This is a genomic window from Bradyrhizobium sp. CER78, from assembly GCF_029846235.1.
Taxonomy (GTDB): Bacteria; Pseudomonadota; Alphaproteobacteria; order Rhizobiales; family Xanthobacteraceae; genus Bradyrhizobium.
Genome location: NZ_JARVWP010000029.1, coordinates 13865 through 34990 on the forward strand (window position 1 = coordinate 13865; position 21126 = coordinate 34990).

The 21126-nt window shown below is 64.9% G+C and carries 21 protein-coding genes; 12 read left to right on the top strand and 9 right to left on the bottom strand.

Annotation, left to right across the window (positions count from 1 at the left end; genetic code table 11):
• Positions 1-13: 13 nt before the first annotated feature.
• The 3 genes from QDT69_RS35460 to QDT69_RS35470 all read right to left on the bottom strand — a co-directional run bounded on the left by QDT69_RS35460 (position 14) and on the right by QDT69_RS35470 (position 4258).
• Positions 14-1528 carry an amidase gene (locus QDT69_RS35460; RefSeq protein WP_279711110.1) on the bottom strand — a complete coding sequence of 505 codons (1515 nt, stop codon included), beginning with the start codon at positions 1526-1528 and terminating at the stop codon, positions 14-16.
• 277 nt (positions 1529-1805) lie between these two features.
• A complete protein-coding gene (locus tag QDT69_RS35465) occupies positions 1806-2888 on the bottom strand; it encodes a substrate-binding domain-containing protein (RefSeq protein WP_279711150.1) in 1083 nt (360 codons plus the stop codon).
• 188 nt (positions 2889-3076) lie between these two features.
• The gene (locus tag QDT69_RS35470) at positions 3077-4258 is read right to left on the bottom strand and encodes a substrate-binding domain-containing protein (protein ID WP_279711111.1); all 1182 of its coding nucleotides are present in this window, start codon (positions 4256-4258) and stop codon (positions 3077-3079) included.
• A 178-nt stretch (positions 4259-4436) separates the two neighbouring features.
• Here QDT69_RS35470 and QDT69_RS35475 point away from each other — a divergent pair, with 178 nt between their 5' ends.
• Entirely contained in the window at positions 4437-4880 is a 444-nt protein-coding gene (locus tag QDT69_RS35475) for a MarR family transcriptional regulator (protein WP_038387042.1), read from the top strand.
• Between the two features lie 63 nt (positions 4881-4943).
• On the opposite strand, the gene QDT69_RS35480 is transcribed toward QDT69_RS35475, so the two are convergent.
• Positions 4944-5222 (bottom strand): metal/formaldehyde-sensitive transcriptional repressor, encoded by a 279-nt coding sequence (locus QDT69_RS35480; RefSeq protein ID WP_279711112.1) that lies wholly within the window; start codon positions 5220-5222, stop codon positions 4944-4946.
• 66 nt (positions 5223-5288) lie between these two features.
• Between QDT69_RS35480 and QDT69_RS35485 the strand changes: the two genes are divergently transcribed.
• Entirely contained in the window at positions 5289-6257 is a 969-nt protein-coding gene (locus QDT69_RS35485) for a hypothetical protein (RefSeq protein ID WP_279711113.1), read from the top strand.
• A 169-nt stretch (positions 6258-6426) separates the two neighbouring features.
• Positions 6427-6861 (top strand): VOC family protein, encoded by a 435-nt coding sequence (locus QDT69_RS35490; protein ID WP_279711114.1) that lies wholly within the window; start codon positions 6427-6429, stop codon positions 6859-6861.
• 161 nt (positions 6862-7022) lie between these two features.
• Here QDT69_RS35490 and secA read toward each other — a convergent pair whose 3' ends face one another.
• Positions 7023-9887, bottom strand: a complete 2865-nt coding sequence (gene secA / locus QDT69_RS35495; RefSeq protein WP_279711115.1) for a preprotein translocase subunit SecA — start codon at positions 9885-9887, stop codon at positions 7023-7025.
• A gap of 68 nt (positions 9888-9955) precedes the next feature.
• On the opposite strand from secA, the gene QDT69_RS35500 reads away from it, so the two are divergent.
• From QDT69_RS35500 to argJ, 3 genes are all read left to right on the top strand, one after another.
• On the top strand, positions 9956-10162 hold the full coding sequence (locus QDT69_RS35500) for a hypothetical protein (protein ID WP_279711116.1): 207 nt from the start codon (positions 9956-9958) through the stop codon (positions 10160-10162).
• A 175-nt stretch (positions 10163-10337) separates the two neighbouring features.
• The gene (locus QDT69_RS35505; RefSeq protein ID WP_279711117.1) at positions 10338-11267 is read left to right on the top strand and encodes a peptidylprolyl isomerase; all 930 of its coding nucleotides are present in this window, start codon (positions 10338-10340) and stop codon (positions 11265-11267) included.
• Between the two features lie 265 nt (positions 11268-11532).
• A complete protein-coding gene (argJ, locus tag QDT69_RS35510) occupies positions 11533-12774 on the top strand; it encodes a bifunctional glutamate N-acetyltransferase/amino-acid acetyltransferase ArgJ (protein WP_279711118.1) in 1242 nt (413 codons plus the stop codon).
• A gap of 184 nt (positions 12775-12958) precedes the next feature.
• Here the strand turns inward: argJ and QDT69_RS35515 are convergent, their stop codons facing one another.
• On the bottom strand, positions 12959-14308 hold the full coding sequence (locus QDT69_RS35515) for a pilus assembly protein (protein WP_279711119.1): 1350 nt from the start codon (positions 14306-14308) through the stop codon (positions 12959-12961).
• Positions 14309-14480: 172 nt separating this feature from the next.
• Here QDT69_RS35515 and QDT69_RS35520 point away from each other — a divergent pair, with 172 nt between their 5' ends.
• Positions 14481-14891: a (deoxy)nucleoside triphosphate pyrophosphohydrolase gene (locus tag QDT69_RS35520; RefSeq protein ID WP_279711120.1), complete on the top strand. Its 411-nt coding sequence runs from the start codon at positions 14481-14483 to the stop codon at positions 14889-14891.
• Positions 14892-15445: 554 nt separating this feature from the next.
• Here QDT69_RS35520 and QDT69_RS35525 read toward each other — a convergent pair.
• Positions 15446-16288: a methyltransferase domain-containing protein gene (locus QDT69_RS35525; RefSeq protein WP_279711121.1), complete on the bottom strand. Its 843-nt coding sequence runs from the start codon at positions 16286-16288 to the stop codon at positions 15446-15448.
• A gap of 76 nt (positions 16289-16364) precedes the next feature.
• Here QDT69_RS35525 and QDT69_RS35530 point away from each other — a divergent pair, with 76 nt between their 5' ends.
• The 5 genes from QDT69_RS35530 (at position 16365) to QDT69_RS35550 (ending at position 19375) form a co-directional block, all read left to right on the top strand.
• Positions 16365-17174, top strand: coding sequence for a ComF family protein (locus tag QDT69_RS35530; RefSeq protein WP_279711122.1), 810 nt, complete (start codon positions 16365-16367; stop codon positions 17172-17174).
• Between the two features lie 29 nt (positions 17175-17203).
• Positions 17204-17476: a glutaredoxin 3 gene (grxC, locus tag QDT69_RS35535; protein WP_074130724.1), complete on the top strand. Its 273-nt coding sequence runs from the start codon at positions 17204-17206 to the stop codon at positions 17474-17476.
• Positions 17476-18354 (top strand): carbon-nitrogen hydrolase family protein, encoded by an 879-nt coding sequence (locus tag QDT69_RS35540; protein ID WP_050423938.1) that lies wholly within the window; start codon positions 17476-17478, stop codon positions 18352-18354. Before grxC ends, QDT69_RS35540 begins: the two co-directional genes overlap by 1 nt.
• Positions 18351-18821 (top strand): DUF1178 family protein, encoded by a 471-nt coding sequence (locus QDT69_RS35545; RefSeq protein ID WP_279711123.1) that lies wholly within the window; start codon positions 18351-18353, stop codon positions 18819-18821. Before QDT69_RS35540 ends, QDT69_RS35545 begins: the two co-directional genes overlap by 4 nt.
• A gap of 113 nt (positions 18822-18934) precedes the next feature.
• A complete protein-coding gene (locus tag QDT69_RS35550; protein ID WP_146986480.1) occupies positions 18935-19375 on the top strand; it encodes an EamA family transporter in 441 nt (146 codons plus the stop codon).
• Positions 19376-19390: 15 nt separating this feature from the next.
• Here the strand turns inward: QDT69_RS35550 and QDT69_RS35555 are convergent, their stop codons facing one another.
• Positions 19391-20290 carry a DMT family transporter gene (locus QDT69_RS35555; protein WP_279711124.1) on the bottom strand — a complete coding sequence of 300 codons (900 nt, stop codon included), beginning with the start codon at positions 20288-20290 and terminating at the stop codon, positions 19391-19393.
• A 388-nt stretch (positions 20291-20678) separates the two neighbouring features.
• Positions 20679-20960 (bottom strand): GIY-YIG nuclease family protein, encoded by a 282-nt coding sequence (locus QDT69_RS35560; RefSeq protein ID WP_279711125.1) that lies wholly within the window; start codon positions 20958-20960, stop codon positions 20679-20681.
• Positions 20961-21126 lie beyond the last annotated feature (166 nt).

The window sequence follows — 21126 nt, forward strand, 5'->3', positions numbered from 1 at the left end:
GACAAACGGCGCCTCACATCTTCTTCCAGTCGCCGGCCTGCTCGAAGGCGTGCGCGGCGCGGTAGATGGTGGATTCTTCGAACATCCGGCCGACCAGCATCAGGCCGACCGGCAATCCGTCGACCATGCCGCAAGGCAGCGACATCGCCGGGTGGTGGGTGATGTCGAACGGCGCGGTGTTGGAGATCATCTCCAGCGCGCGCGCGACGTATTCCTCGCGGCTGGCATTGGGCTCGGGCAGTTTCGTCGCCTTCATCGGCGTGGTCGGCATCAGCAGCAGATCGTAATCCTTGAACGCCTTGTCGTAGGCCGCGGCGAGCCTTCGGGAGATGTTGAGCGCCTTGCCGTAGAAGCGCGGACCGAAATTGTTGTTGATGTAGGTGCCGAGCATCATGAACAGCTTGGTGGTCTCGGACAGCGAATCCGCCTGGCGACGCCAGCCGCGATGGAAGTCCATCAGCGAGGTCGAATAGAGATCGCCGCGGCTGAGGCCGTAGCCATCGCCGAACATCATGGTCTGGGTCAGGCCTTCGGTGCCGATCGGAGTCCAGATCGCACCGCCCGCCATGTGCATCGGGATCGAGACATTCTCGACCGACGCGCCGAGATCCTTGAGGCGCTTGGCCGCCTCGCGCACGCTCTCATTCACCGCAGCTTCCGCGGTCGGCTGCTCAAAGCCTTCCTTGAGGATGCCGATCTTCATGCCCTTGACGCCTTTGCCGAGCGCCTTGGTGTAGTCCTCGACCTTCGGCGCCTTGATGCGCGGATCGTAGCCGTCGTCGCCGGCGAGCACTTCGAGCAGCAGCGCGTTGTCTTCCACGGTCGCGGTCATCGGGCCGGTATGGTCGACATAGATCTCGATCGGCATGATGCCGGTGTAGGGCACGAGGCCCCAGGTCGGCTTCATGCCGTAGGTGCCGCAGAATGAGGACGGCATGCGGATCGAGCCGCCCTGGTCGCCGCCGATCGCCATGTCGACCTCGCCGAGCGCTACGACGACGCCGGAGCCCGACGATGAGCCGCCGGCCGAATAGCCCATCTTGTGCGGATTGTGCACCGGCCCGTAGGAGCCGGTGTGGCTGCCGCCGGACAGGCAGAAGTGTTCGCAATGCACCTTGCCCTTGATCTCGGCGCCGGCATCCAGCATGCGGGTGACGATGGTGGCGTCGAAATCGGGCACAAAGCCTTCCAGCGTCGACGAGCCGTTGGTCATCGGCACGCCGGCCAGCATGATGTTGTCCTTCAGCGCCACCGTCTTGCCCTTGAGCTTGCCGGAGGCCGCGCCCTTCACCGTCGACTTGCGATACCAGGCGTTGTGCTTGTTCTCTTCCGGCGCCGGGCGATAGCCGGGCGTGCGCGGATATTTCACCTCGGGCAGTTCGTCCGGCATCGTGGCGACAAGGTTGTAGGCCTCGATCGAGCCCTGCATCAGACCGCGGAACGAGGTCACGTCCTCATCGGTGAGAGACAGGCCGCACTGCTCGGCGACGGCGCGAAGTTGCGTTGGCGTGGGAAGGACGACGGTCACGGCGCTCTCCTGAAGTTTTTGATCTTGGATCTGATCCCTCGGCGCAGGGCAGCGTGCTGCGCGTTGACGCCGCGCGAACCGCTCACCCCGTTGTTGTATTGAAAACGGAAATATTTTCCTTTTCAAGTATTATTTCACAAGGCTCCCTCTCCCGCTTGCGGGGGAGGGTCCGGGTGGGGGTATCTCAAGCGAGTCGCATGGTGGAGAGAGCCCCCACCCGCTTTGCATCTTCGATGCAATGCGACCTCCCCCGCAAGCGGGAGAGGTGAAGAAAGAATCAGATCGCCTTGATCACCCTGAAGTCGAGGCCGTCGGCTTCGGCAAGATACATCGGCATCCTGGCGTGGCCGCTGCGCACCGTGACCGGACCGCGCGGCCCGCGATAGACGAGGTTGTCCGCAGCCTGAAGCAATGGCCGCAGGTCCAGCGTGCCGGCGCGTTTGGCGGCAGCCTCGAGCAGGCAGAAGCCCTCATAGGCGGACTCGCCGCACGATCCGACCGGCGGCGCGAACGGCCCGAACATCGCGCGGTAGCGATCCCTGAAATCGTCGCCGGCCTGCGAGCCGACCGAGGGGAAATAGCCGGAGGCGCAGAACAGGTTCTCGGTCTTGTCGGCGCCGATGCCGAGCAGCGCGGTTTCGTCGAAACAGCCGGCAAAGCGCAGCGTGGTGGCGGCGAGCCCGGCATCGGCGAAGGCGCGGTTGAAGGTCACGCTGTCGGTGCCGATCAGCGAGATCAGCACGACATCGGGTTTCGCCGCGCGGATCCGTTCCAGCGCCGCCTCGTGATCGTCCTCGCCGACCGGCACGAACTCCTCGCCTACCACGAGGCCGCCGGTCTCCTTGATGTAGCGCTTCACCGCGCGGTGCGACTGCCACGGCCAGACATAATCGCTGCCGATCAGGTACCAGCGCGAGGCGCGCTTGGCCTCGGCCAGCCAGTGGATCGACGGCCGGTTCTGCCAGCGCGGCGTCTCGCCGATCGCAATCACGCCCGGCGTCCGCTCGCCGCCCTCATAGACCGGCGTGTAGATGTAGGGGATCCTGCTGCGGGTGATGAGGCCACGCAGCGCGACACGCACCCTGCTGGTGTGCATGCCCATGATGAGATCGACCTCGTCGGACGCGATCGCCTGCTCGGCGCGGTCGATCACCTCATCAATCGGCCCGCCGGCGTCGTAGACCTGGAACTCGATCTCGCGGCCGAGGATGCCGCCGCGCCGGTTGATGTCGCTAACCGCGAGCTGCGCGGTCGAGGTCGCGGCGGGCCCCCACATCCCGGGCGAACCGGAGCAACAGACGAAGCCGGCGATCCGCAGCCGATTGCGCGCGCCGCGCGGACCGAATCCGCCACGATCCATCGGCGCGAGCACGCGATCCGACGCCGCCGACGCCAGGTTCCTGAACAGCAGGGATGGCGGGAACGGGAGACCGCCATTCCTGTTGAAGCTTCCGGCCCTGACATCGAGCGTCGAATGCACACCTGCTCCTGTCTGGCACCGCGCCCTGGGGCAAGCGCGGCGTCGCCCTCGCGGACGACGATGCCAAGCTAGATCGTCTTGATCACATTGAAGTCGAGACCGTCGGCTTCGGCAAGATAGATCGGCATTTCGGCGCGGCCGTCACGAATGGTGACCGTGCCGCGCGCACCGCTGTAGTCGAGGTTGCGCGCCGCTGAGGACAGCGGTCCCGTCGACAGCGAGCGGGCCCGGTTGGCCGCCGCTTCGAGGAAGCGCATCCCCTCATAGTTCGACTGCCCGACCGAGCCGATCGGCGGCGCGTGCGCCCCGAACATCGCGCGGTAGCTGGTCTGGAACTCGTCATTGGCGCGCGAGCCGACGCAGCCGAAATAGCCGGAGGCGCAGAACAGGTTCTCGGTCGCGTCCGGCCCGATGCCGAGCAGCACGGTCTCGTCCATTGCGCCGGCATAGCGCAGAGTGGTGGCGGCGAGCCCGGCTTCCGCGAAGGCGCGGTTGAAGGTGATGCTGTCAGTCCCGATCAGGGTGATCAGCACAACGTCGGGCCTTGCTGCGCGGATCCGCGCCAGATGCGGCTCGTGATCGTCCTCGCCGAGCGGCACGAACTCCTCGCCGACCACCTGGCCGCCGGCCTCCTTGATGTAGCGCTTCACCGCGCGATGCGATTGCCAGGGCCAGACATAGTCGCTGCCGATCAGGTACCAGCGCTGCGCCTTCTTGACCTCGGTGAGCCAGTGGATCGCCGGGCGGCTCTCGGCCCGCGGCGTCTCGCCGATCGCCATCACGCCGGGCGTCCGCTCGCCGCCCTCATAGACCGGCGTGTAGACATAGGGGATGCGGCCGCTCGTGACCTTGCGCAGCGCGAGGCGGACCGCACTGATATGCGAGCCCATGATCACGTCGATCTCGTCGTAGGCGATCGCCCGCTCGGCGCGGCGCACCACCTCATCGATCGGCCCGCCGGCGTCGTACATCGACAATTCGACCTCGCGGCCGCGGATGCCGCCGCGCCGGTTGATCTCGGCAACCGCCAGCATCACGCTGTTGGCGGAGATCGGCCCCCAGATGCCGGGCGCGCCGGAGAAGGTGATGAAATTGCCGATCCGAAGCTTGCTGTCGGTGCCGCCACGGCGCGAGGAGCCCGGCTTGACGGTCAAAGCGAGATCGGCCGCGCAGGACGACGGACTTCGAAACAGGTGCGGCGGCGCGACGGGCAAGCCGCCATACGCCTGGTAAGAGACCGTCGAGAGCACGCCAACTCCTGTCTGGGAAGCAATACGCAACGCAGCCAGCGGGCGGTCACGGCATCCGCCCTTTGGTTGGGGGAATATCCTAGGGGAAAATATTGAATATTCAACAATTGAAGTGCATATAGAAATGGCATGCATTGCCGGACATTCATTCACCGGGTCAGGAACCAGGTCTCACGCCGTGGCTAAACCGCCGAAAGAAAACTCCCCGATCACCGAACACCTCACCTACCTGCTCGCGCAAGCCAACCGGGAGATCAACCGGCAGTTGGAGACGCGACTGGCCAAGGAAGGCGTGCCGGTCGAGCAGTGGCGCATCCTGAAGGTTCTGTCCGACGGCAACGGCCATTCGATGGGCGAGCTCGCCGATGCTGTGCTGCTCAACCATCCGACGCTGACCAAGATGATCGACCGCATGGTGTCGGACGCGCTGGTCTACCGCGTCCAGGACCCCAAGGATCGCCGCAAGGTGCTGATGTTCGTCTCCGACCGCGGCAAGGCGCTGTGCCGCCGGCTCAACTCGCTGGCGGTGAGCCAGGAGGAGCACATCGTCGAGAGCTACGGCGACAAGTCGACCACCGAGCTCAAGCGCCTGCTGGAAAGCCTGATCGGCAGCGCCAATTGACGCTGCGGCTGTTCGCCGTCGGCTGAGCAGCGCCGCTGCACTTCGCGGCGCCCGACTATCGCATCACTTGAGATAAGTGCGGACAACGTCGATCAGGTCGGCGGCGCCTTGCGCCCGTGCCGGATCCTTCTCATGCGCGGGATCGACGACGTGATGCCGGATGTGCTCCTCAAGCAGCTCGGCGGTCAGTCCGTTCACGGCACCGCGCACCGAGGCGATGAGCATCAGCACGTCGGCGCAGCCGAGCTCGGATTCAAGCGCACGCTCGACCGCCTCGACCTGCCCCTTGATGCGCCGGATGCGGCCGACGAGCTTCGACTTGTTCTTGATCGTGTGCGACATGATCATCTAATATAGGGGGGTACCCTATATCGAGCAAGCGGCAAAGGGCCGGCCGAGATGATGTCGATGAAGCCGATATGCCGCAGCGGCGCGCTCGTGATCGTGCCGATGTTATGGGCGCAATCGGCCGGCGCGCACGGCATCGCCGGCAACCGCTATTTCGCCGGCACCATGACCATCGACGATCCCGCGGTGGCCGACGAGCTCATCCTGCCGAACTTCAACTATCTTGGTTTCCCCGCGCAGGGCAGCGACGTCGTCGAGAATCGCATCAACGGCGCCTTTGCCCGGCTGCTCACGCCGACGCTCGCCTTCACCCTCGACAGTTCGTGGGTGCATCAGAGCTGGCCGATCGGCCGCACGTCGGGCTTCGACAAGACCAGCATCGGTCTCAAATACGAGGCCTATCGGGACAACCGCCACGAGACGCTGGTCTCGGTCGGTCTCGCCTGGGGCATTGGTCACTCCGGCGCGGCCGCGATCGGCACCGATGCGCCCGACACGATCCAGCCGGGCATCTTCTTCGGCAAGGGGCTTGGCGATCTCCCGGACTCGCTGTCGTGGTTGCGGCCGGTTGCCATCACGGCCGCGGTCGTCGACGAAGTTCCGGTCGGCTCCGGCGGCGTGGCGCTGGCGCCCAATCCCGTCACCGGCCGGTTCGACACCGTCCTCTCTCCTGCCGTCGAGACGCTGCATTGGGGCTTTTCGGTCCAGTACAGCACCTTCTATCTCACCAAGCGGTTCGACGGCGGGCCACCCAGGGATGAGCCGCTGAATCAGCTGGTTCCGCTGATCGAATTCAGGTTCGACAGCCCCCGCGGCCAAGCCACAGCAGCGACCGCGAACCCCGGCTTTGCCTATGTGGCCGTGACCTGGCAGGTGGCCGCCGAGGCGATCATCCCGCTCAACCGCGCAGGGGGAACCGGGCCGGGCTTCCGGGCACAATTGCTGCTCTTCCTCGACGACCTGGTGCCGTCGCTGTTCGGCAAGCCGCTGCTCACCGACCGCCCCGCACACAGCCAGATCGCGTGGTAGCGCGGCCGGTCAAAAAACCAACCGGCCAATGTCGGACGCCCATCCGCCCGTTCGTCCTCGGAACCGAGCGCCGCGAACGGTCCCCTGCCCCGGCTCCCGTTCGCGGTGCCGCCTTCTCGCTCTTGCGCGAAGGTCCCGTCCCCCGACCAGTCAACGAGGATTCCCGCCCATGCCTTCGATCACGCCGTTCCTCTGGCTCGACAACAACGTCCGCGATGCCGTCGCGTTCTACAAATCGGTGTTTCCGAACGCCGAGATCGAGACCGTCAGCGATTTCATGGCAAGCTTCGAGCTCGAGGGCCAGCGGTTCTACGCGCTCAATGGCGGGCCGCAGCACAAGTTCAACGAGGCGGTGTCGTTCTTCCTCAGCGTCGAGACCCAGGAGCAGGTGGACTACTTCTGGAACAAACTCACCGACGGCGGCCAGGAATCGCGTTGCGGTTGGCTCAAGGATCGCTTCGGCCTGTCCTGGCAGGTGATCCCGACAGCGCTGAGCCGCTACCTCGGCGATCCCGACCGCAAGGCCGCCGACCGCGTCATGCAGGCGATGCTGAAGATGCAGAAGATCGTGATCGCCGATCTCGACAGGGCATATGCCGGGTGAGGCTTCAACATCAATTCGAAGGCTCATTCGCAACAATGCGAGCGTGCTAGCGGGTGTAGGGACAGACCGTAAGCGAAGCGTGCCCACCGTCGAGAGCAACACAAGACGTGGTGGGCACGCTTTCGCTTTGCCCACCCTACAATCGCGACGATTGCCGCGGCTTACGCGTACCGCCCGTGGCAGTGCTTGTATTTCTTGCCGCTGCCGCAGGGGCAGTCCTCATTGCGGCCGACCTTGCCCCAGGTTGCCGGGTCGTTCGGATTGCGGTCGGCGGCGGGCATGCCCGGCGCCAGCGAGGCCTGGGCGTAGGTGGCCTCGAGCAGGCTGGCGCGGGCGAACTCGTCCTCGCCGGTGTTGGGATCGAGCTTGTGCGCTTCCATCACCGGCAGCGGCTGCGGCGGCTCGTCCGGCGGCACGATCTCGACCCGCATCAGCTGCGCGGTGACCGCCTCGCGCAGATGCGCGCTCATCTCCTGGAAGAGATTGAAGGCTTCGGTCTTGTACTCCTGCAACGGATCGCGCTGGCCATAGCCGCGCAGGCCGATCACCTGGCGCAGATGATCGAGCATGATCAGGTGCTCCCGCCAGAGATGGTCGAGCGTCTGCAGCAGGATGGTCTTCTCGACGTAGCGCATCACGTCGGGGCCCCATTGCGCGACCTTGGCCGCCATGCGCTCGTCGACGTGATTCTCGATACGGTTGAGCAGCTCCTCGTCGGCGATGCCCTCTTCCTTGGCCCATTCGTCGACCGGCAGGTCGACATCGAGCACGCGCTTCAGCTCTTCCTTGAGGCCCGCGGTGTCCCACTGCTCGGCATAGGCGTGCTCGGGGATGTGCTTGGCGACCACGTCCTCGACGAAGGCGTGGCGCATATCGGTCACGGTCTCGACGACGCTGTCGTCCTTCATCAGGTCGACGCGCTGGTCGAAGATCACCTTGCGCTGATCGTTCTGGACGTTGTCGAACTTGAGCAGGTTCTTGCGGATGTCGAAGTTGCGCGCCTCGACCTTCTGCTGGGCCTTCTCGAGCGCCTTGTTGATCCAGGGATGGATGATGGCCTCGCCTTCCTGCAGGCCGAGCCGCTGCAGCATGCTGTCGAGCCGGTCGGAGCCGAAGATGCGCATCAGATCGTCTTCCAGCGACAGGAAGAATTTCGATCGGCCGGGGTCGCCCTGACGGCCGGAACGGCCGCGCAGCTGGTTGTCGATGCGGCGGGACTCGTGGCGCTCGGAGCCGATGATGTAGAGGCCGCCCGGCTTCTTCACGGTCTTGGCCGGCTTGTTGCCCTTGGCGGGCTCGACCTCGAAATCCTCTTCCGCCTTCAGCACGATCTCGCGGAAGCGCTCGATATCGGCCTTGATCTGCTCGATCTTCTTGGCCTTCTCGGCCTCGTCGGTGATCCCGGCGGTCTCCTGCTGGATCCGCATCTCGAGCGAGCCGCCGAGCTTGATGTCGGTGCCGCGGCCGGCCATGTTGGTCGCGATCGTGATCGCGCCCGGCACGCCGGCTTCCGCGACGATATAGGCTTCCTGCTCGTGAAAGCGCGCGTTCAGCACCGCGAACAGTTTTGCCGGCTTGCCGGCGCGCGCGGCGGCGTAGAGCTTCTCCATGCCGGATTCGGAGGTGAAGTCGATCTGCTTGTAGCCGTGCTTCTTCAGGTAGTCGGCCAGCACTTCCGATTTCTCGATCGATGCGGTACCGACCAGCACCGGCTGCAGCCGCTTGTTGGCGCGCTCGATCTCGGCAAGGATCGCGCCGTACTTTTCGTTCTGGGTGCGGTAGACCTCGTCGTCCTCGTCGAGGCGCGCTACCGGCAGGTTGGTCGGGATCTCGACGACCTCGAGCTTGTAGATGTCGAACAGTTCGTCGGCTTCGGTCAGCGCCGTGCCGGTCATGCCGGACAGCTTCTGGTACATCCGGAAATAGTTCTGGAAGGTGATCGAGGCCAGCGTCTGGTTCTCGGGCTGGACCGTGACGTGCTCCTTGGCTTCCAGCGCCTGGTGCAGGCCTTCCGAGTAGCGGCGGCCCTGCATCATGCGGCCGGTGAACTCGTCGATGATCACGACCTCGTCGTCGCGGACGATGTAATCCTTGTCGCGGGTGAACAGCGTGTGGGCGCGCAGCGCCTGGTTGACGTGATGCACGACGGAGACGTTCTCGACGTCGTACAGCGAATCGCCCTTGAGCTGGCCGGCGTCGCGCAGCAGGTTCTCGAGCTTTTCCATGCCGCCTTCGGTCAGCGTCACCGTGCGCTGCTTCTCGTCGACCTCGAAGTCGGTGACCTTGGTCAGCTGCGGCATGAAGGTGTCGATGGTGTTGTAGAAATCCGAGCGGTCGTCGAGCGGGCCGGAGATGATCAGCGGCGTGCGCGCCTCGTCGATCAGGATCGAGTCGACTTCGTCGACGATCGCGTAGAAATGCTCGCGCTGGACCATGTCCTCCAGGCGGTACTTCATGTTGTCGCGCAGATAGTCGAAGCCGTATTCGTTGTTGGTACCGTAGGTGATGTCGCAGGCATAGGCCGCCTTGCGCTCGGCGTCGTCGAGGCCGTGCACGATCACGCCGGTGGTCAGCCCCAGGAAGGCATAGATCTGGCCCATCCAGCCGGAGTCGCGGCGGGCGAGGTAGTCGTTGACGGTGACGACATGAACGCCCTTGCCGGCGAGTGCGTTGAGGTAGACCGCCAGCGTCGCAACCAGCGTCTTGCCTTCACCGGTCTTCATCTCGGCGATGTCGCCCTCGTGCAGCACCATGCCGCCGATCAGCTGGACGTCGAAATGGCGCTGGCCAAGCGTCCGCTTGGCCGCCTCGCGGACCGTGGCGAAGGCCGGAACCAGGATGTCGTCCAGCGTCTTGCCGCTGGCGAGCTGCTGCTTGAATTCGGCGGTGCGGGCCTTGAGCTCCTCGTCGGTCAGTTTGACGAGCTCGGGCTCCAGGGCGTTGATGGCGCTGACGCGGGACTGATACCCCTTGACCCGACGGTCGTTGGCGGAGCCGAAAAACTTGCGGGCGAGCGCGCCGATCATGCGAAATTCCTGTTCTTCGGTCTCGAGTTCGGTCTTGGTTCAGTCTTGGAAGTTCTTGGAAGTCTTGCTTGGAAGTCTTGGATTTTTATCTTGGATTTTTGTCTTGGATTTCAGTCTTGGATTTCAGTCTTGGAATACAGCCTGAGATGATCCGCCGGATCGCCTATCAACTCACCGTGACGCGCTACGGTTCGAGCCCCGGCCCGGGGCTCCTCCGCCAATTGAGTGGGAAACGGGCCATCCTGGGTTCAACGGCGAAAAACGCAGCAAAATAAGCGTTCTCACCGGTGACACGGTCGGCCAGAGATATGGCCCGGTCGGGGGGTTGTCAACGCCGCCAAGATGTCAAGGAATTCATCATTTTGACAAGACTTTCGCGTTGCCAATGTAACACGATTGGGCGAGTGTCCGCCCCGCTCGAGCTTCCCCCCTTTAGACCAAGGATTTTGCATGACCACCTCGCCTCCGGAAACCAAAACCGGCCTGCGCCTCGGCCTCGCTACCCTCGCCGCCACGGGCTGTCTTGTCGCAGTGCTGGCTGCCGGCCTTCCGGTCCGCGCCGCGGAATCCGACCCGGTGCTGGCGAAGGTGAACGGCGCCGAGATCCACGCCAGCGACGTGGCGCTCGCCGAGGAGGAACTCGGCCCGAGCCTGCAGCAGATGGACCCCTCGACCCGCAAGGACAACGTGCTGTCCTTCCTGATCGACATGAAGATCGTGTCCAAGGCCGCCGAGGACAAGAAGATCGAGAACAATGACGACTTCAAGAAGCGGCTCGCCTTCACCCGCAACCGCCTGTTGATGGACAGCCTGCTTGCCAGCGAAGGCAAGGCCGCGACCACCGACGACGCCATGAAGAAGGTCTATGAAGAGGCCGCCAAGCAGATCACCGGCGAGCAGGAGGTGCACGCCCGCCACATCCTGGTCGAGACCGAGGACGAGGCCAAGGCGATCAAGGCCGAGCTCGACAAGGGTGCTGACTTCGCCGAGCTCGCCAAGAAGAAGTCCAAGGACCCCGGCGCCTCCGACGGCGGCGACCTCGGCTTCTTCACCAAGGAGCAGATGGTGCCGGAATTCTCCGCGGTCGCCTTCACGCTCGAGCCGGGCAAGATCTCCGATCCGGTCAAGTCGCAGTTCGGCTGGCACATCATCAAGGTCGAGGAAAAGCGCAACCGCAAGGCGCCCGACTTCGAGCAGGTGAAGGCCCAGATCGAGACCTATGTGACCCGCAAGGCCCAGGCCGACTACGTCGCCAAGCTGCGCGAGGCCGCCAAGGTCGAGCGCATGGACAAGCCGGCCGCCGATGCGGCGGCACCGGCGGATGCCGCCAAGGACGCGCCAAAGCCGGCCGACAACAAGATGGCCCCGGCGAAGAAGTAGGCTTCTCGGCACTGAACCGATCGAAGTTGCGATGGCCGGGCACGTCCCGGCCATTTGCTTTTGCGGTGCCTTCGTAGCCCGGATGGAGCGAGGCGTAATCCGGGACAGGATGATCCGCGGGCACAGCGGCCCCGGATTTCGCTTCGCTCCATCCGGGCTACGGATCGTTGTTTCTTGAACGATTGATGACACTCGCGTTGCCCTCTCCCGCTTCAGGCGGCGAGATGTTATGCAGCGCTTCCCTCCCGTAGCCGGAAGCTTGCCGATGTCCACCGCCGTCTCCCCCCTCGCCCCGCCCGACGTTCCCGAGATGCCCGTGATCGCGGGGGTGCGGCTTGCGACCGCTGCCGCCGGCATCCGCTACAAGGGCCGCACCGACGTGCTGCTCGCACTGCTGGACAAGGGCACCACGGTGGCCGGCGTCTTCACCAAGTCGAAGTGCCCGTCGGCACCGGTCGAATGGTGCCGCGCCAAGCTGAAGGGCGGAGCTGCGCGCGCGCTGGTGGTCAATTCCGGCAACGCCAATGCCTTCACCGGCAAGACCGGCAAGGTCTCCACCGCGCTGACCGCGCAGATCGCAGCGAAGGCGGTCGGCTGCGCGACGTCGGACGTGTTCCTGGCCTCCACCGGCGTGATCGGCGAGCCGCTCGACGCCACCAAGTTCGACGGCGTGCTGGCGCAGCTCGCAGAGACCGCGACCCCCGATCTCTGGATGGACGCGGCCAAGGCGATCATGACCACCGACACCTTCCCGAAGGTCGCCACCGCGACCGTGAAGCTCGGCAAGGCCAAGGTGACGATCAACGGCATGGCCAAGGGCGCCGGCATGATCATGCCCGACATGGCGACCATGCTGTCCTTCATCTTCACCGACGCGCCGCTGTCGGCTGGCGTGCTGCAATCGCTGCTCAAGGCCGGCGTCGAGGACACCTTCAATGCGCTGACCATCGACGGCGACACCTCGACCTCGGACACGCTGCTCGCCTTTGCAACCGGCGCTGCGGCCGCCAACGGCGCGCCGAAGATCTCGCGCGCCAGCGACCCGCGTCTGAAGGCGTTCACCAAGGCGTTCCAGCAGATCCTCGCTGACCTCTCCGAGCAGGTGGCGCGCGACGGCGAAGGCGCCCGCAAGCTGGTCGAAGTCGTGGTCGAGGGCGCGACGACAAAGCCGTCGGCGCGCAAGATCGCGATGTCGATCGCCAATTCGCCGCTGGTGAAGACCGCGATCGCCGGCGAGGACGCCAATTGGGGCCGCGTGGTGATGGCGGTCGGCAAGGCCGGCGAACCCGCCAACCGCGACAAGCTCTCGATCTCCTTCAACGGCATCCGCGTCGCCAAGAGCGGCGCACGCGATCCGTCCTACAATGAGAAAGAGGTGTCGGAGGCGATGAAGGCGCCGAAGATCCAGATCAAGGTCGCGCTCGGCCTCGGCAAGGCGAAAGACCGCGTGCTGACCTGCGACCTCACCAAGGAATACGTCGCGATCAACGGCGATTACCGGTCGTAGGCCGCGCTCGCCACCGCGAGGAGTACTATTCTCCGCCATCATCCTGAGGTGCGAGCGGAGCGAGCCTCGAAGGATGTACGGCCCGGATGGCGCCCCGTGGAGAGAGTCGGGCCGTCGACCCTTCGAGACGCCGCGCGAAAGCGCGGCTCCTCAGGGTGACGGTGAGAGAGGGTATGGGCTTTCGCTAGCTGCTGATCCGCGCGTCGGCGACCGCCTTCTTGAACAAGGCATTCATCGCATCGGCGATGCCCTGCGTCGGGCTGACCTCGAAATAGAAGCCCGGCGACGCGCAGGCCTGCATGTTCTGCGCGATCTGGCTGTTCGGCGACGGGCCGAACGGGCCCTGGTTGAACGGATCGATCCAGGTCATGTACCAATTGTTGGTCGGCAGCTGCAGATAGGTGGTGTAGAGCACCGCGATCTTGATGTTGCGCTTCTTGATCGCATCGCAGAGCGCCGGATTGATCGGCGACTGGCAGCGATTGCTGCCGGTGATCGGCTTCAGGCAGCTTGAATTCGGCTCATCGGCGACGCCGTCGGACACGAAGAACAGATACTTCATCGGCGCCGACGACGTGCCGGCGCCCGGGTTTGCGATCGCGTTGTTGATCTGCGGAAAAATTGCGGTGAACTGGCTGTCCTTGTCCGCGGTATAGGAATCGTTGTTGCCGTAAACGCCCATGAGATCGATGTTGCCGGCCGCCGACTTTGCGCTCGACAGGCTGGACGACAGCGAAAACAGGCTTCGCAGGCCATAGGTCGCCGAGGACGCGCCGAAGTCATAGATCGCCATGCGGAACTGGCTCGAATAGGTCTGGGTCGCCGCCGCGGTATCCATCAATTGCTGGGTCGCACTGCGAAGCACGTCGATCCGCGTCGTCACGCCGAGCGATTTCGCCAGATTGTAGTAGTTGTTGGGATCATTGTAGTCGTGGCAGGCGAAGGCGCATTGGTCGTTCGGCTTGAAGCTGTTGCCGGTGGTGGCCTTGACCAGGGCGGCGACGTCCGTCGGCGTAGCGCCGACCCCCATCGACGGCGAATTGTCGAGCAGGAGATAAAAATCGATATAGAGCGGCATGTTCGCGGTCGAGGTCGACGTGCCGGACACGCTCACCTTGCTCCGCCCCATCACGCCGAGGAACATGGTCGGGACGTCGGCGGTGAATTGGACCGTCGAGGTGATGGTGCCGCCGCTCTTGGTCATGGTCGGCGTCACGCTGGTCAGCGTGAAGCCGTTCTGGTTGGAGATGTTGCCGTTGAAGATCTTCCTCGCATCGGCTTCGCCTGCCGTAATCTCACCGTCCGACGTCATGGCGCCCGCGGCGATGAAGCCGGGCGAAGCCTTGGCGATCGATCCGACGCTCGCAGCATCGGCGGCGGATATCAACTTGCTGCGGATCTGGTTGGCGCGGGAATAGTCGACCGCGCATCCGACCGCGATGAGCAGCGGCAGCAGAGCGAGGCCGAAGATCATTGCGATATTGCCGGAGCGATCGCGGCGGAAACGGCTGATGGTCCGGATCAAGGTGCTCATGGGTTATGTCGGCAAAGAAAATGATGGGTCGATCAACCCCTTCACCCTGCCGACCGCGAATTAAGGCCGAATTATCGCGCGCGCAGAAAAGACCTGCGAACACAAATCGTTTGGCTGACGACGCGGAGCTGGTTAATGAAAGCTTGCAAATTGGAAGGGACATCCGGGCCGCATGGCTGACATCAAGCTGACCCTCGTCGTCGCCTGCGCGCTGGTCGATGCCGACAAACGCGTACTGCTGGCGCAGCGCCCGGAAGGCAAGGCGCTGGCCGGACTGTGGGAATTCCCCGGCGGCAAGATCGAGCCCGGCGAGCGGCCGGAGCAGACCCTGATCCGCGAGCTGCACGAGGAGATCGGCATCACCGTGAGCGAGCCGTGCCTCGCGCCGCTGACCTTCGCCAGCCACGCCTACGAGACCTTCCATCTCCTGATGCCGCTCTACATCTGCCGGCGCTGGGAGGGCATGGCGGTGGCGCGCGAGGGCCAGAACCTCGCCTGGGTGCGCGCCAACAAATTGCGCGACTACCCGATGCCGCCGGCCGACATCCCGCTGCTGCCGCATCTGATGGATCTGCTGATGTGATCTGCGCTTGTGGTGCGACCATCTGCCTCCCTTTTGGGGCCGTCGCACGGGTGCGCTGAAAAATATCGAAAACAACCCCATGCAAAGGAGCCGGCGGTGTTCGGCACGGCGACTTGACACGTCGGGCAACTCACCGGCATAATTCCATTATTCCGAAATCGCGCAGCCAACCGGTCGCCCACCTTGTGAGAGAGGTTGGATCGCATCGGCAACTGCGATCGATCGTAAGGGACACACGGTGGACAGGCTCCCTCCCCCCTTGCGGGGGAGGGCTGGGGAGAGGGGTGCCACACGGCGCGCTCTCTCAGCATGCACCTTGAAGACGGGCGCAGAATTGCGAAAGCGATGATCACGCTAAGGCGGGATGAGTTTTGGTTGAATCGGTTTGGCGCGGTCTCGGTTCACCTCTCCCCGTTGGGGAGAGGTGAACCTTCGACGCCGTTCCAGCTCAACCTAATCTCATCAGGCTTTAGTATCTCACCCGGGGCCACCCCTCTCCCCAACCCTCTCCCGCAAGGGGAGAGGGAGCCCTGGCATCGTGCGCCCCTAACGGCTCAACGCTTCACCCGTTTCACTGCGGCCTCCAAACTCGCCTTTGCCGAACCCGGTTTCAGCGGCTTCGGCTGGCTGTCATGCGGCGCCCAGCCGGAGAGCCAGACGATGTCGAAGGTGGCACGGATGCGGCCGTCGGGATCGGCGAAGCGTTCGCCGTAGATTTGCGCCATGCGCAGCATGGTGGCGCGGCGGGTCGAGGCGTGACGACGCTCGCGCAGCACGTTGGTCGCACCCATCCGCCTGAGATCGGCCATCAGCGCGAACGCGCTTGCATAGCGCACCACGACGCGGTCGACGTCGGTGACCGGCAGCGCGAAGCCGGCGCGCTGCAACAGCGCGCCGATGTCGCGCAAGTCAGCAAACGGCGCGACGCGCGGCGACACCCCGCCCTCGCATTCGGCCTCCGCCGCGGCAAAACTCTGCCTGAGCTCGGTCAGCGTATCGCCGCCGAGCATCGCAGCGAGCAACAGCCCGTCCGGCTTCAGCGCCCGGCGGATCTGCGCCAGCACGCCAGGCAGATCGTTGACGAACTGGAAAGCGAGCGCGGACACCACGAGATCGAGCGACTCCGGCGACAGGCCGAGCGCTTCCGCCTCACTGAAGCCGATCGTATCGACCGATCCGACACGCCCGCGCAGGACGACCGCAAGCCCGTCCCCCGGCGTCCAGACGTCGGCCGCGGCCGAGAAGCTGCGCGATACAGCCTGCAACCGGTCCGCCATGTCCTCCGTGGCGCGTTCGAGCAGGAACGTCGCCGCCCCCTCGCGCCGCGCACGCGCCAGCCTTGCGCCGAGCAAGGCGCGATCGAACAGAGTGGGGGCCGTGGCCGGGGTCGTTGCCATCCGCGCTGGTTACGCCGGACCGCCGCAGCAGGCAATGCGCCTTGAGCCGGCGTTGCTCAACCGCTAGCCTCGCCCGATGGACGCCGAGGCATCACCGACACGCTCCATTACCGGACATGTTCAGCGCGCGCTTGGCGCGGTCGGGGGCGCCTGGCTGCAGACAGCGCGGCTCCTGCTCGACATCGCGCTGCCGACGCTGTGCGTGTCCTGCCGCGAGCCGGTTCACGGCGAGGGCGTCTGCGCGGCCTGCTGGGCCAAATTGTCGTTCATCGCGCCGCCGTTCTGCCCGCGGCTCGGTATTCCCTTTGTCTACGATCCCGGACCCGAATTGCTGTCGATGGAGGCGATTGCCAATCCACCGGCCTACAGCAGAGCCCGCGCCGCGGTGCGCTATGACGACGTCGCGCGCACGCTGGTGCACGCATTGAAATACCAGGATCGCACCGATCTGGCGCCGACGATGGGCCGCTGGATGGCGCGGGCGGGGAAGGAATTGCTACACGATGCCGACATGGTGGTGCCGGTTCCCCTGCATTGGCGGCGCGGCTGGAGCCGGCGCTACAACCAATCCGGGGCGCTCGCCAAGGTGATCGCGCGCCAGAGCGGCGTCAAAATGGTGTCCGAGGCGCTGCGGCGCACCCGCGCCACCGAGCAGCAGATCGGGCTGTCGCGCAAGGACCGCGCCAGCAATGTGCAGGGCGCATTCGGGGTCACCCAGGAACGCAAGGCTGACATCCAGGGCCGCCGCGTGGTCCTGATCGACGACGTCCTGACCTCGGGCGCCACAGTCGATGCCTGCGCGCGGGCGCTGTTGCGCGCCAAAGCCGCGCAGGTCGACGTGCTGGTGTTTGCCCGGGTTGTCGATACCCACCGTGCTCCCATATAATCTGTCATTCAGGTTCAACCGAGCACACCATGACCGCTGCCATTGAAATCTACACCCGCCCGGGCTGCGGTTATTGCACCGCGGCCAAATCGCTGTTGACGCGCAAGAACGCCGCGTTCACCGAATTCAGCGTCGCCAGCGACCCGGCCTATCGCGACGAGATGTACGATCGCGCCGGCGCCGGATCGACCTTCCCGCAGATCTTCATCGGCAAGACCCATGTCGGCGGCTGCGACGAGCTCTACGCGCTCGACCGCGAGGGCAAGCTCGACGGCCTGCTCAGCAACGGAGGCGGCGCCTGATGGGCACGGACAACATTTTCACCGCCGCGATGGTGCAGATGCGCACCGGTCTGCTGCCGGAACCCAGCCTCGAGCAGGGCACGCGGCTGATCCGCGAGGCGGCGGCGCAGGGCGCCAAATATGTGCTGACGCCTGAGGTCAGCAACATGATGCAGCTCAACCGCAAGGCGCTGTTCGAGCACTTAGCGAGCGAAGAGGACGACAAGTCGCTGAAGGCGTATCGCGCGCTCGCGGCCGAGCTGAAGATCCACCTCCATATCGGCTCGCTGGCGCTGCGTTACTCGCCGGAGAAGGCGGTCAACCGCTCGTTCCTGATCGGGCCCGAGGGCAATGTGCTCGCGAGCTACGACAAGATCCATATGTTCGATATCGATCTGCCGGGCGGCGAGAGCTACCGCGAATCGGCCAATTACCAGCCCGGCGAGACCGCCGTGATCTCCGACCTGCCTTGGGGCCGGATCGGCCTCACGATCTGCTACGACGTGCGCTTCCCGGCGCTGTATCGCGCACTCGCCGAAGCCGGCGCGTCGTTCCTCACCGTGCCGTCCGCCTTCACCCGCAAGACCGGCGAAGCGCATTGGCACACGCTGCTGCGCGCCCGCGCCATCGAGACCGGCTGCTTCGTGTTCGCAGCGGCGCAGGCCGGCCTGCATGAGAACAAGCGCGAGACCTTCGGGCATTCACTGATCATCGACCCCTGGGGCGAGATCCTTGCCGAGGGCGGCGTCGAGCCCGGCGTGTTCCTCGCCGAGATCGATCCCGCCAAGGTCGAGACCGCGCGCAAGACCATTCCGTCGCTGCAGCATGGCAGGCGTTTCGGCATCGCCGACCCCAAGGCCGGCCCGGAACATCTGCACCTCGTTCGGGGTTCGGCATGATCCGCTACACGCTGCGCTGCGAGCAAGGTCATCAGTTCGAGAGCTGGTTCCAGAGCTCCTCGGCTTATGAATCGCAAGAGCGGCGTCACCTGATCAATTGCCCGTCCTGCGGCTCTGACAAGGTCGAGCGCGCCATCATGGCGCCGCGGGTTGTCAGCAAGAAGGGCCGCGAACCGGCCCGGCCGGCACCGGCGACGCCCGTCGAGACGACGCCCAACGAATCGACATCGCTGATGATGGCGCAGGAGCGCGAGCTGCGCAGCAAGCTGAAGGAGCTGCGCGACCACATCGTCAAGAACGCCGACAATGTCGGCGACCGCTTCCCCAACGAGGCGCGCAAGATGCACTATGGCGATATCGAGCATCGGCCGATCTATGGCGAGGCCTCGCCCGAGGAAGCGCGCGCGCTGATCGACGAGGGCGTCGAGGTCTCGCCACTGCCGACGCTGCCGGAAGATCGGAACTGACGCGCAGCGTCATTCCGGGGCCTGCGGAGCAGGAACCCGGAATCTCGCGCCACAACTTCTGGATTCCGGGTTCGGTGCTGCGCACCGTCCCGGAATGACCACTTGGGACAAGCATGACCCCCGAGACATTTTCTTCCTGGCAGGTCTGGGCGTTTCTTTCCGCCGTGTTCGCCGCCCTGACCGCGATCTTCGCCAAGGTCGGGGTCGAGGGCATCAACTCCGATCTCGCGACCCTGATCCGCACCGTGGTCGTGCTGATCACGCTGTCGGCGATTCTGTTTGCGACCGGGCAGTTCACGCAGTCCGGACCGATCTCGGCGAGAAGCTGGCTCTTTCTGCTGCTATCCGGGCTCGGCACCGGCGCGTCGTGGATCTGCTATTTCCGCGCGCTCAAGCTCGGACCCGCGACGCTGGTCGCTCCGATCGACAAGCTCAGCGTGGTGCTGGTGGCGCTGTTCGGCGCCGTCTTCCTCGGCGAACGCCCGTCGGCCTATGGCTGGGTCGGGATCGCGCTGATCTCCGCGGGCGCGGTGCTGATCGCCGTCAAAGGCTGATCGGGTTTTTCGAACCTACGCGGCAATCAGCAGCGCAACGCCGATCACGATCAGCACGATGCCCGTCAGTTCGCGCAGCGAGAACGGCTGCTTGAGCGAGAAATACGCCACGCCCTGCGCGAACAGCACCTCGATCAGCGCCAGCGTGCGCACGTTGGCGGCCGCGGTGAGCGCGAACGCCAGGAACCAGAACTGCGACGAGAACGCGCCCATGAAGCCCGCGAACAGCGAGGGCCGCCACAGGCCGAGGATCTTCCGCAGCACGTCGGGCGCGCGCAGCAACAGATAGACCGACAGGATCAGCGTCTGCACGAGGAGGCTCCACATCAGCGTGTAGGAGGCCGCCGTCACGAACGAGACATCGGGCACCGCGATGATGGCGCCGCGAAAGCTCACCGCCGAGATCGCGAACACCGCGGCGGCGCCGAGGCCGAGCACGGTCGGACGCAGATCGGCAAAGCTCTTTTTCCCGCCCGGCCTGAGCGCAGTGACGACGACGCCGATTGTCGCGATCACGATCGCGATGACCTTGGCCGACGTCAGATGATCGCCGAGGAAGATGAACCCGAAGATCGCGGTCTGGATCGCCTCGGTCTTCATATAGGCCGTGGTCACCACGAAGGAGCGGTCGTTCATCGCCAGCAGCATGAAGCCGGTGCCGACGATCTGGCTGAGCGCGCCGGACAGCAGCCACGGCCAGAACGACGCCATCGGCCACGGCACGGGGTCGCCGGTCAAGATGATCGCGAGCAGGAAGAATACCACCGAAAACGGCAGGCCGAACAGGAAGCGGATATTGGTCGCGCCCCAGGTCCCGAGCGGCCCGGTGAGCTGCCGCTGCATCGCATTGCGCGCCACCTGCCCGAACGCAGCGACGATGGTGAAGGGAATCCAGAGCGAGGCGATGGTGAGCATGGGGGGATGAAAGCGTGCCGGGGCGGGAGTACACGCGCAGCGTGCCGATTGCGGATGATGCGGTCAACCGGGCCGGCGCATGACAGGCTTGCGCGTCAACCGCACAGTCGGTGTCGTCCCTGCGAACGCAGGGACCCATAACCTCAGGGAGCAGTATGTGGCACGGCTGTCAGACAAGAGACCACCACCGTGCGCTGGCGCGGTCAGCAAAAAGCGCCAACCGTCATCACTAACTGGAGCCGGTGGCTATGGGTCCCTGCTTTCGCAGGGACGACACCGCCCGGGCGGCATCTGCGTCTCGCATCTCCACGGGGCGCGCCACAAACTCCCCGTCGTCCCTGCGAACGCAGGGACCCATAACCACAGGAAACAGTTCGTGGCACGCTAGTCAGACAAGCAGATCGCTGAGGTCTCGCCATTCGAGATTCTCGCGCTCAATCAGCTCGATCTTCCAGTCGCGCTTCCATCGTTTGAGTTGCTTTTCGCGAGCGATGGCTTCTTCAGCCCGTTCGTAGGCTTCCACGTAGACGAGACGGTAGACACGATACGTCTTGACGAACGATGAGCCTATTCCGGCTCTATGCTCCTCGAGCCGTTTCTGCACGGAATTCGTCACGCCGATATACAGCGTGCCATGGCGCCGGCTGGCGAGGATGTAGACGTAGTACATGCTCGGAACGCGGACCTCGCCCAACTATTGGGGCCGGTGGTTATGGGTCCCTGCGTTCGCAGGGACGACACCTTCCGGATGGCAACAGCGTCTCACATCTCCACCAGTCGCGCCACAAACTCCGCGTCGCCCCTGCGAAAGCAGGGGCCCATAACCACAGGGAGCA

Excerpts from the sequence above, each read along its gene's own strand:
- argJ (WP_279711118.1), top strand. The coding sequence starts at position 11,533 with ATGTCCACCGCCGTCTCCCCCCTCGCCCCGCCCGACGTTCCCGAGATG.
- secA (WP_279711115.1), bottom strand. The coding sequence starts at position 9,887 with ATGATCGGCGCGCTCGCCCGCAAGTTTTTCGGCTCCGCCAACGACCGT.
- QDT69_RS35555 (WP_279711124.1), bottom strand. The coding sequence starts at position 20,290 with ATGCTCACCATCGCCTCGCTCTGGATTCCCTTCACCATCGTCGCTGCG.
- grxC (WP_074130724.1), top strand. The coding sequence starts at position 17,204 with ATGACCGCTGCCATTGAAATCTACACCCGCCCGGGCTGCGGTTATTGC.
- QDT69_RS35490 (WP_279711114.1), top strand. The coding sequence starts at position 6,427 with ATGCCTTCGATCACGCCGTTCCTCTGGCTCGACAACAACGTCCGCGAT.
- QDT69_RS35465 (WP_279711150.1), bottom strand. The coding sequence starts at position 2,888 with ATGGATCGTGGCGGATTCGGTCCGCGCGGCGCGCGCAATCGGCTGCGG.
- QDT69_RS35485 (WP_279711113.1), top strand. The coding sequence starts at position 5,289 with ATGAAGCCGATATGCCGCAGCGGCGCGCTCGTGATCGTGCCGATGTTA.
- QDT69_RS35540 (WP_050423938.1), top strand. The coding sequence starts at position 17,476 with ATGGGCACGGACAACATTTTCACCGCCGCGATGGTGCAGATGCGCACC.
- QDT69_RS35560 (WP_279711125.1), bottom strand. The coding sequence starts at position 20,960 with ATGTACTACGTCTACATCCTCGCCAGCCGGCGCCATGGCACGCTGTAT.
- QDT69_RS35520 (WP_279711120.1), top strand. The coding sequence starts at position 14,481 with ATGGCTGACATCAAGCTGACCCTCGTCGTCGCCTGCGCGCTGGTCGAT.
- QDT69_RS35530 (WP_279711122.1), top strand. The coding sequence starts at position 16,365 with ATGGACGCCGAGGCATCACCGACACGCTCCATTACCGGACATGTTCAG.
- QDT69_RS35515 (WP_279711119.1), bottom strand. The coding sequence starts at position 14,308 with ATGAGCACCTTGATCCGGACCATCAGCCGTTTCCGCCGCGATCGCTCC.
- QDT69_RS35480 (WP_279711112.1), bottom strand. The coding sequence starts at position 5,222 with ATGTCGCACACGATCAAGAACAAGTCGAAGCTCGTCGGCCGCATCCGG.
- QDT69_RS35505 (WP_279711117.1), top strand. The coding sequence starts at position 10,338 with ATGACCACCTCGCCTCCGGAAACCAAAACCGGCCTGCGCCTCGGCCTC.
- QDT69_RS35545 (WP_279711123.1), top strand. The coding sequence starts at position 18,351 with ATGATCCGCTACACGCTGCGCTGCGAGCAAGGTCATCAGTTCGAGAGC.
- QDT69_RS35550 (WP_146986480.1), top strand. The coding sequence starts at position 18,935 with ATGACCCCCGAGACATTTTCTTCCTGGCAGGTCTGGGCGTTTCTTTCC.
- QDT69_RS35525 (WP_279711121.1), bottom strand. The coding sequence starts at position 16,288 with ATGGCAACGACCCCGGCCACGGCCCCCACTCTGTTCGATCGCGCCTTG.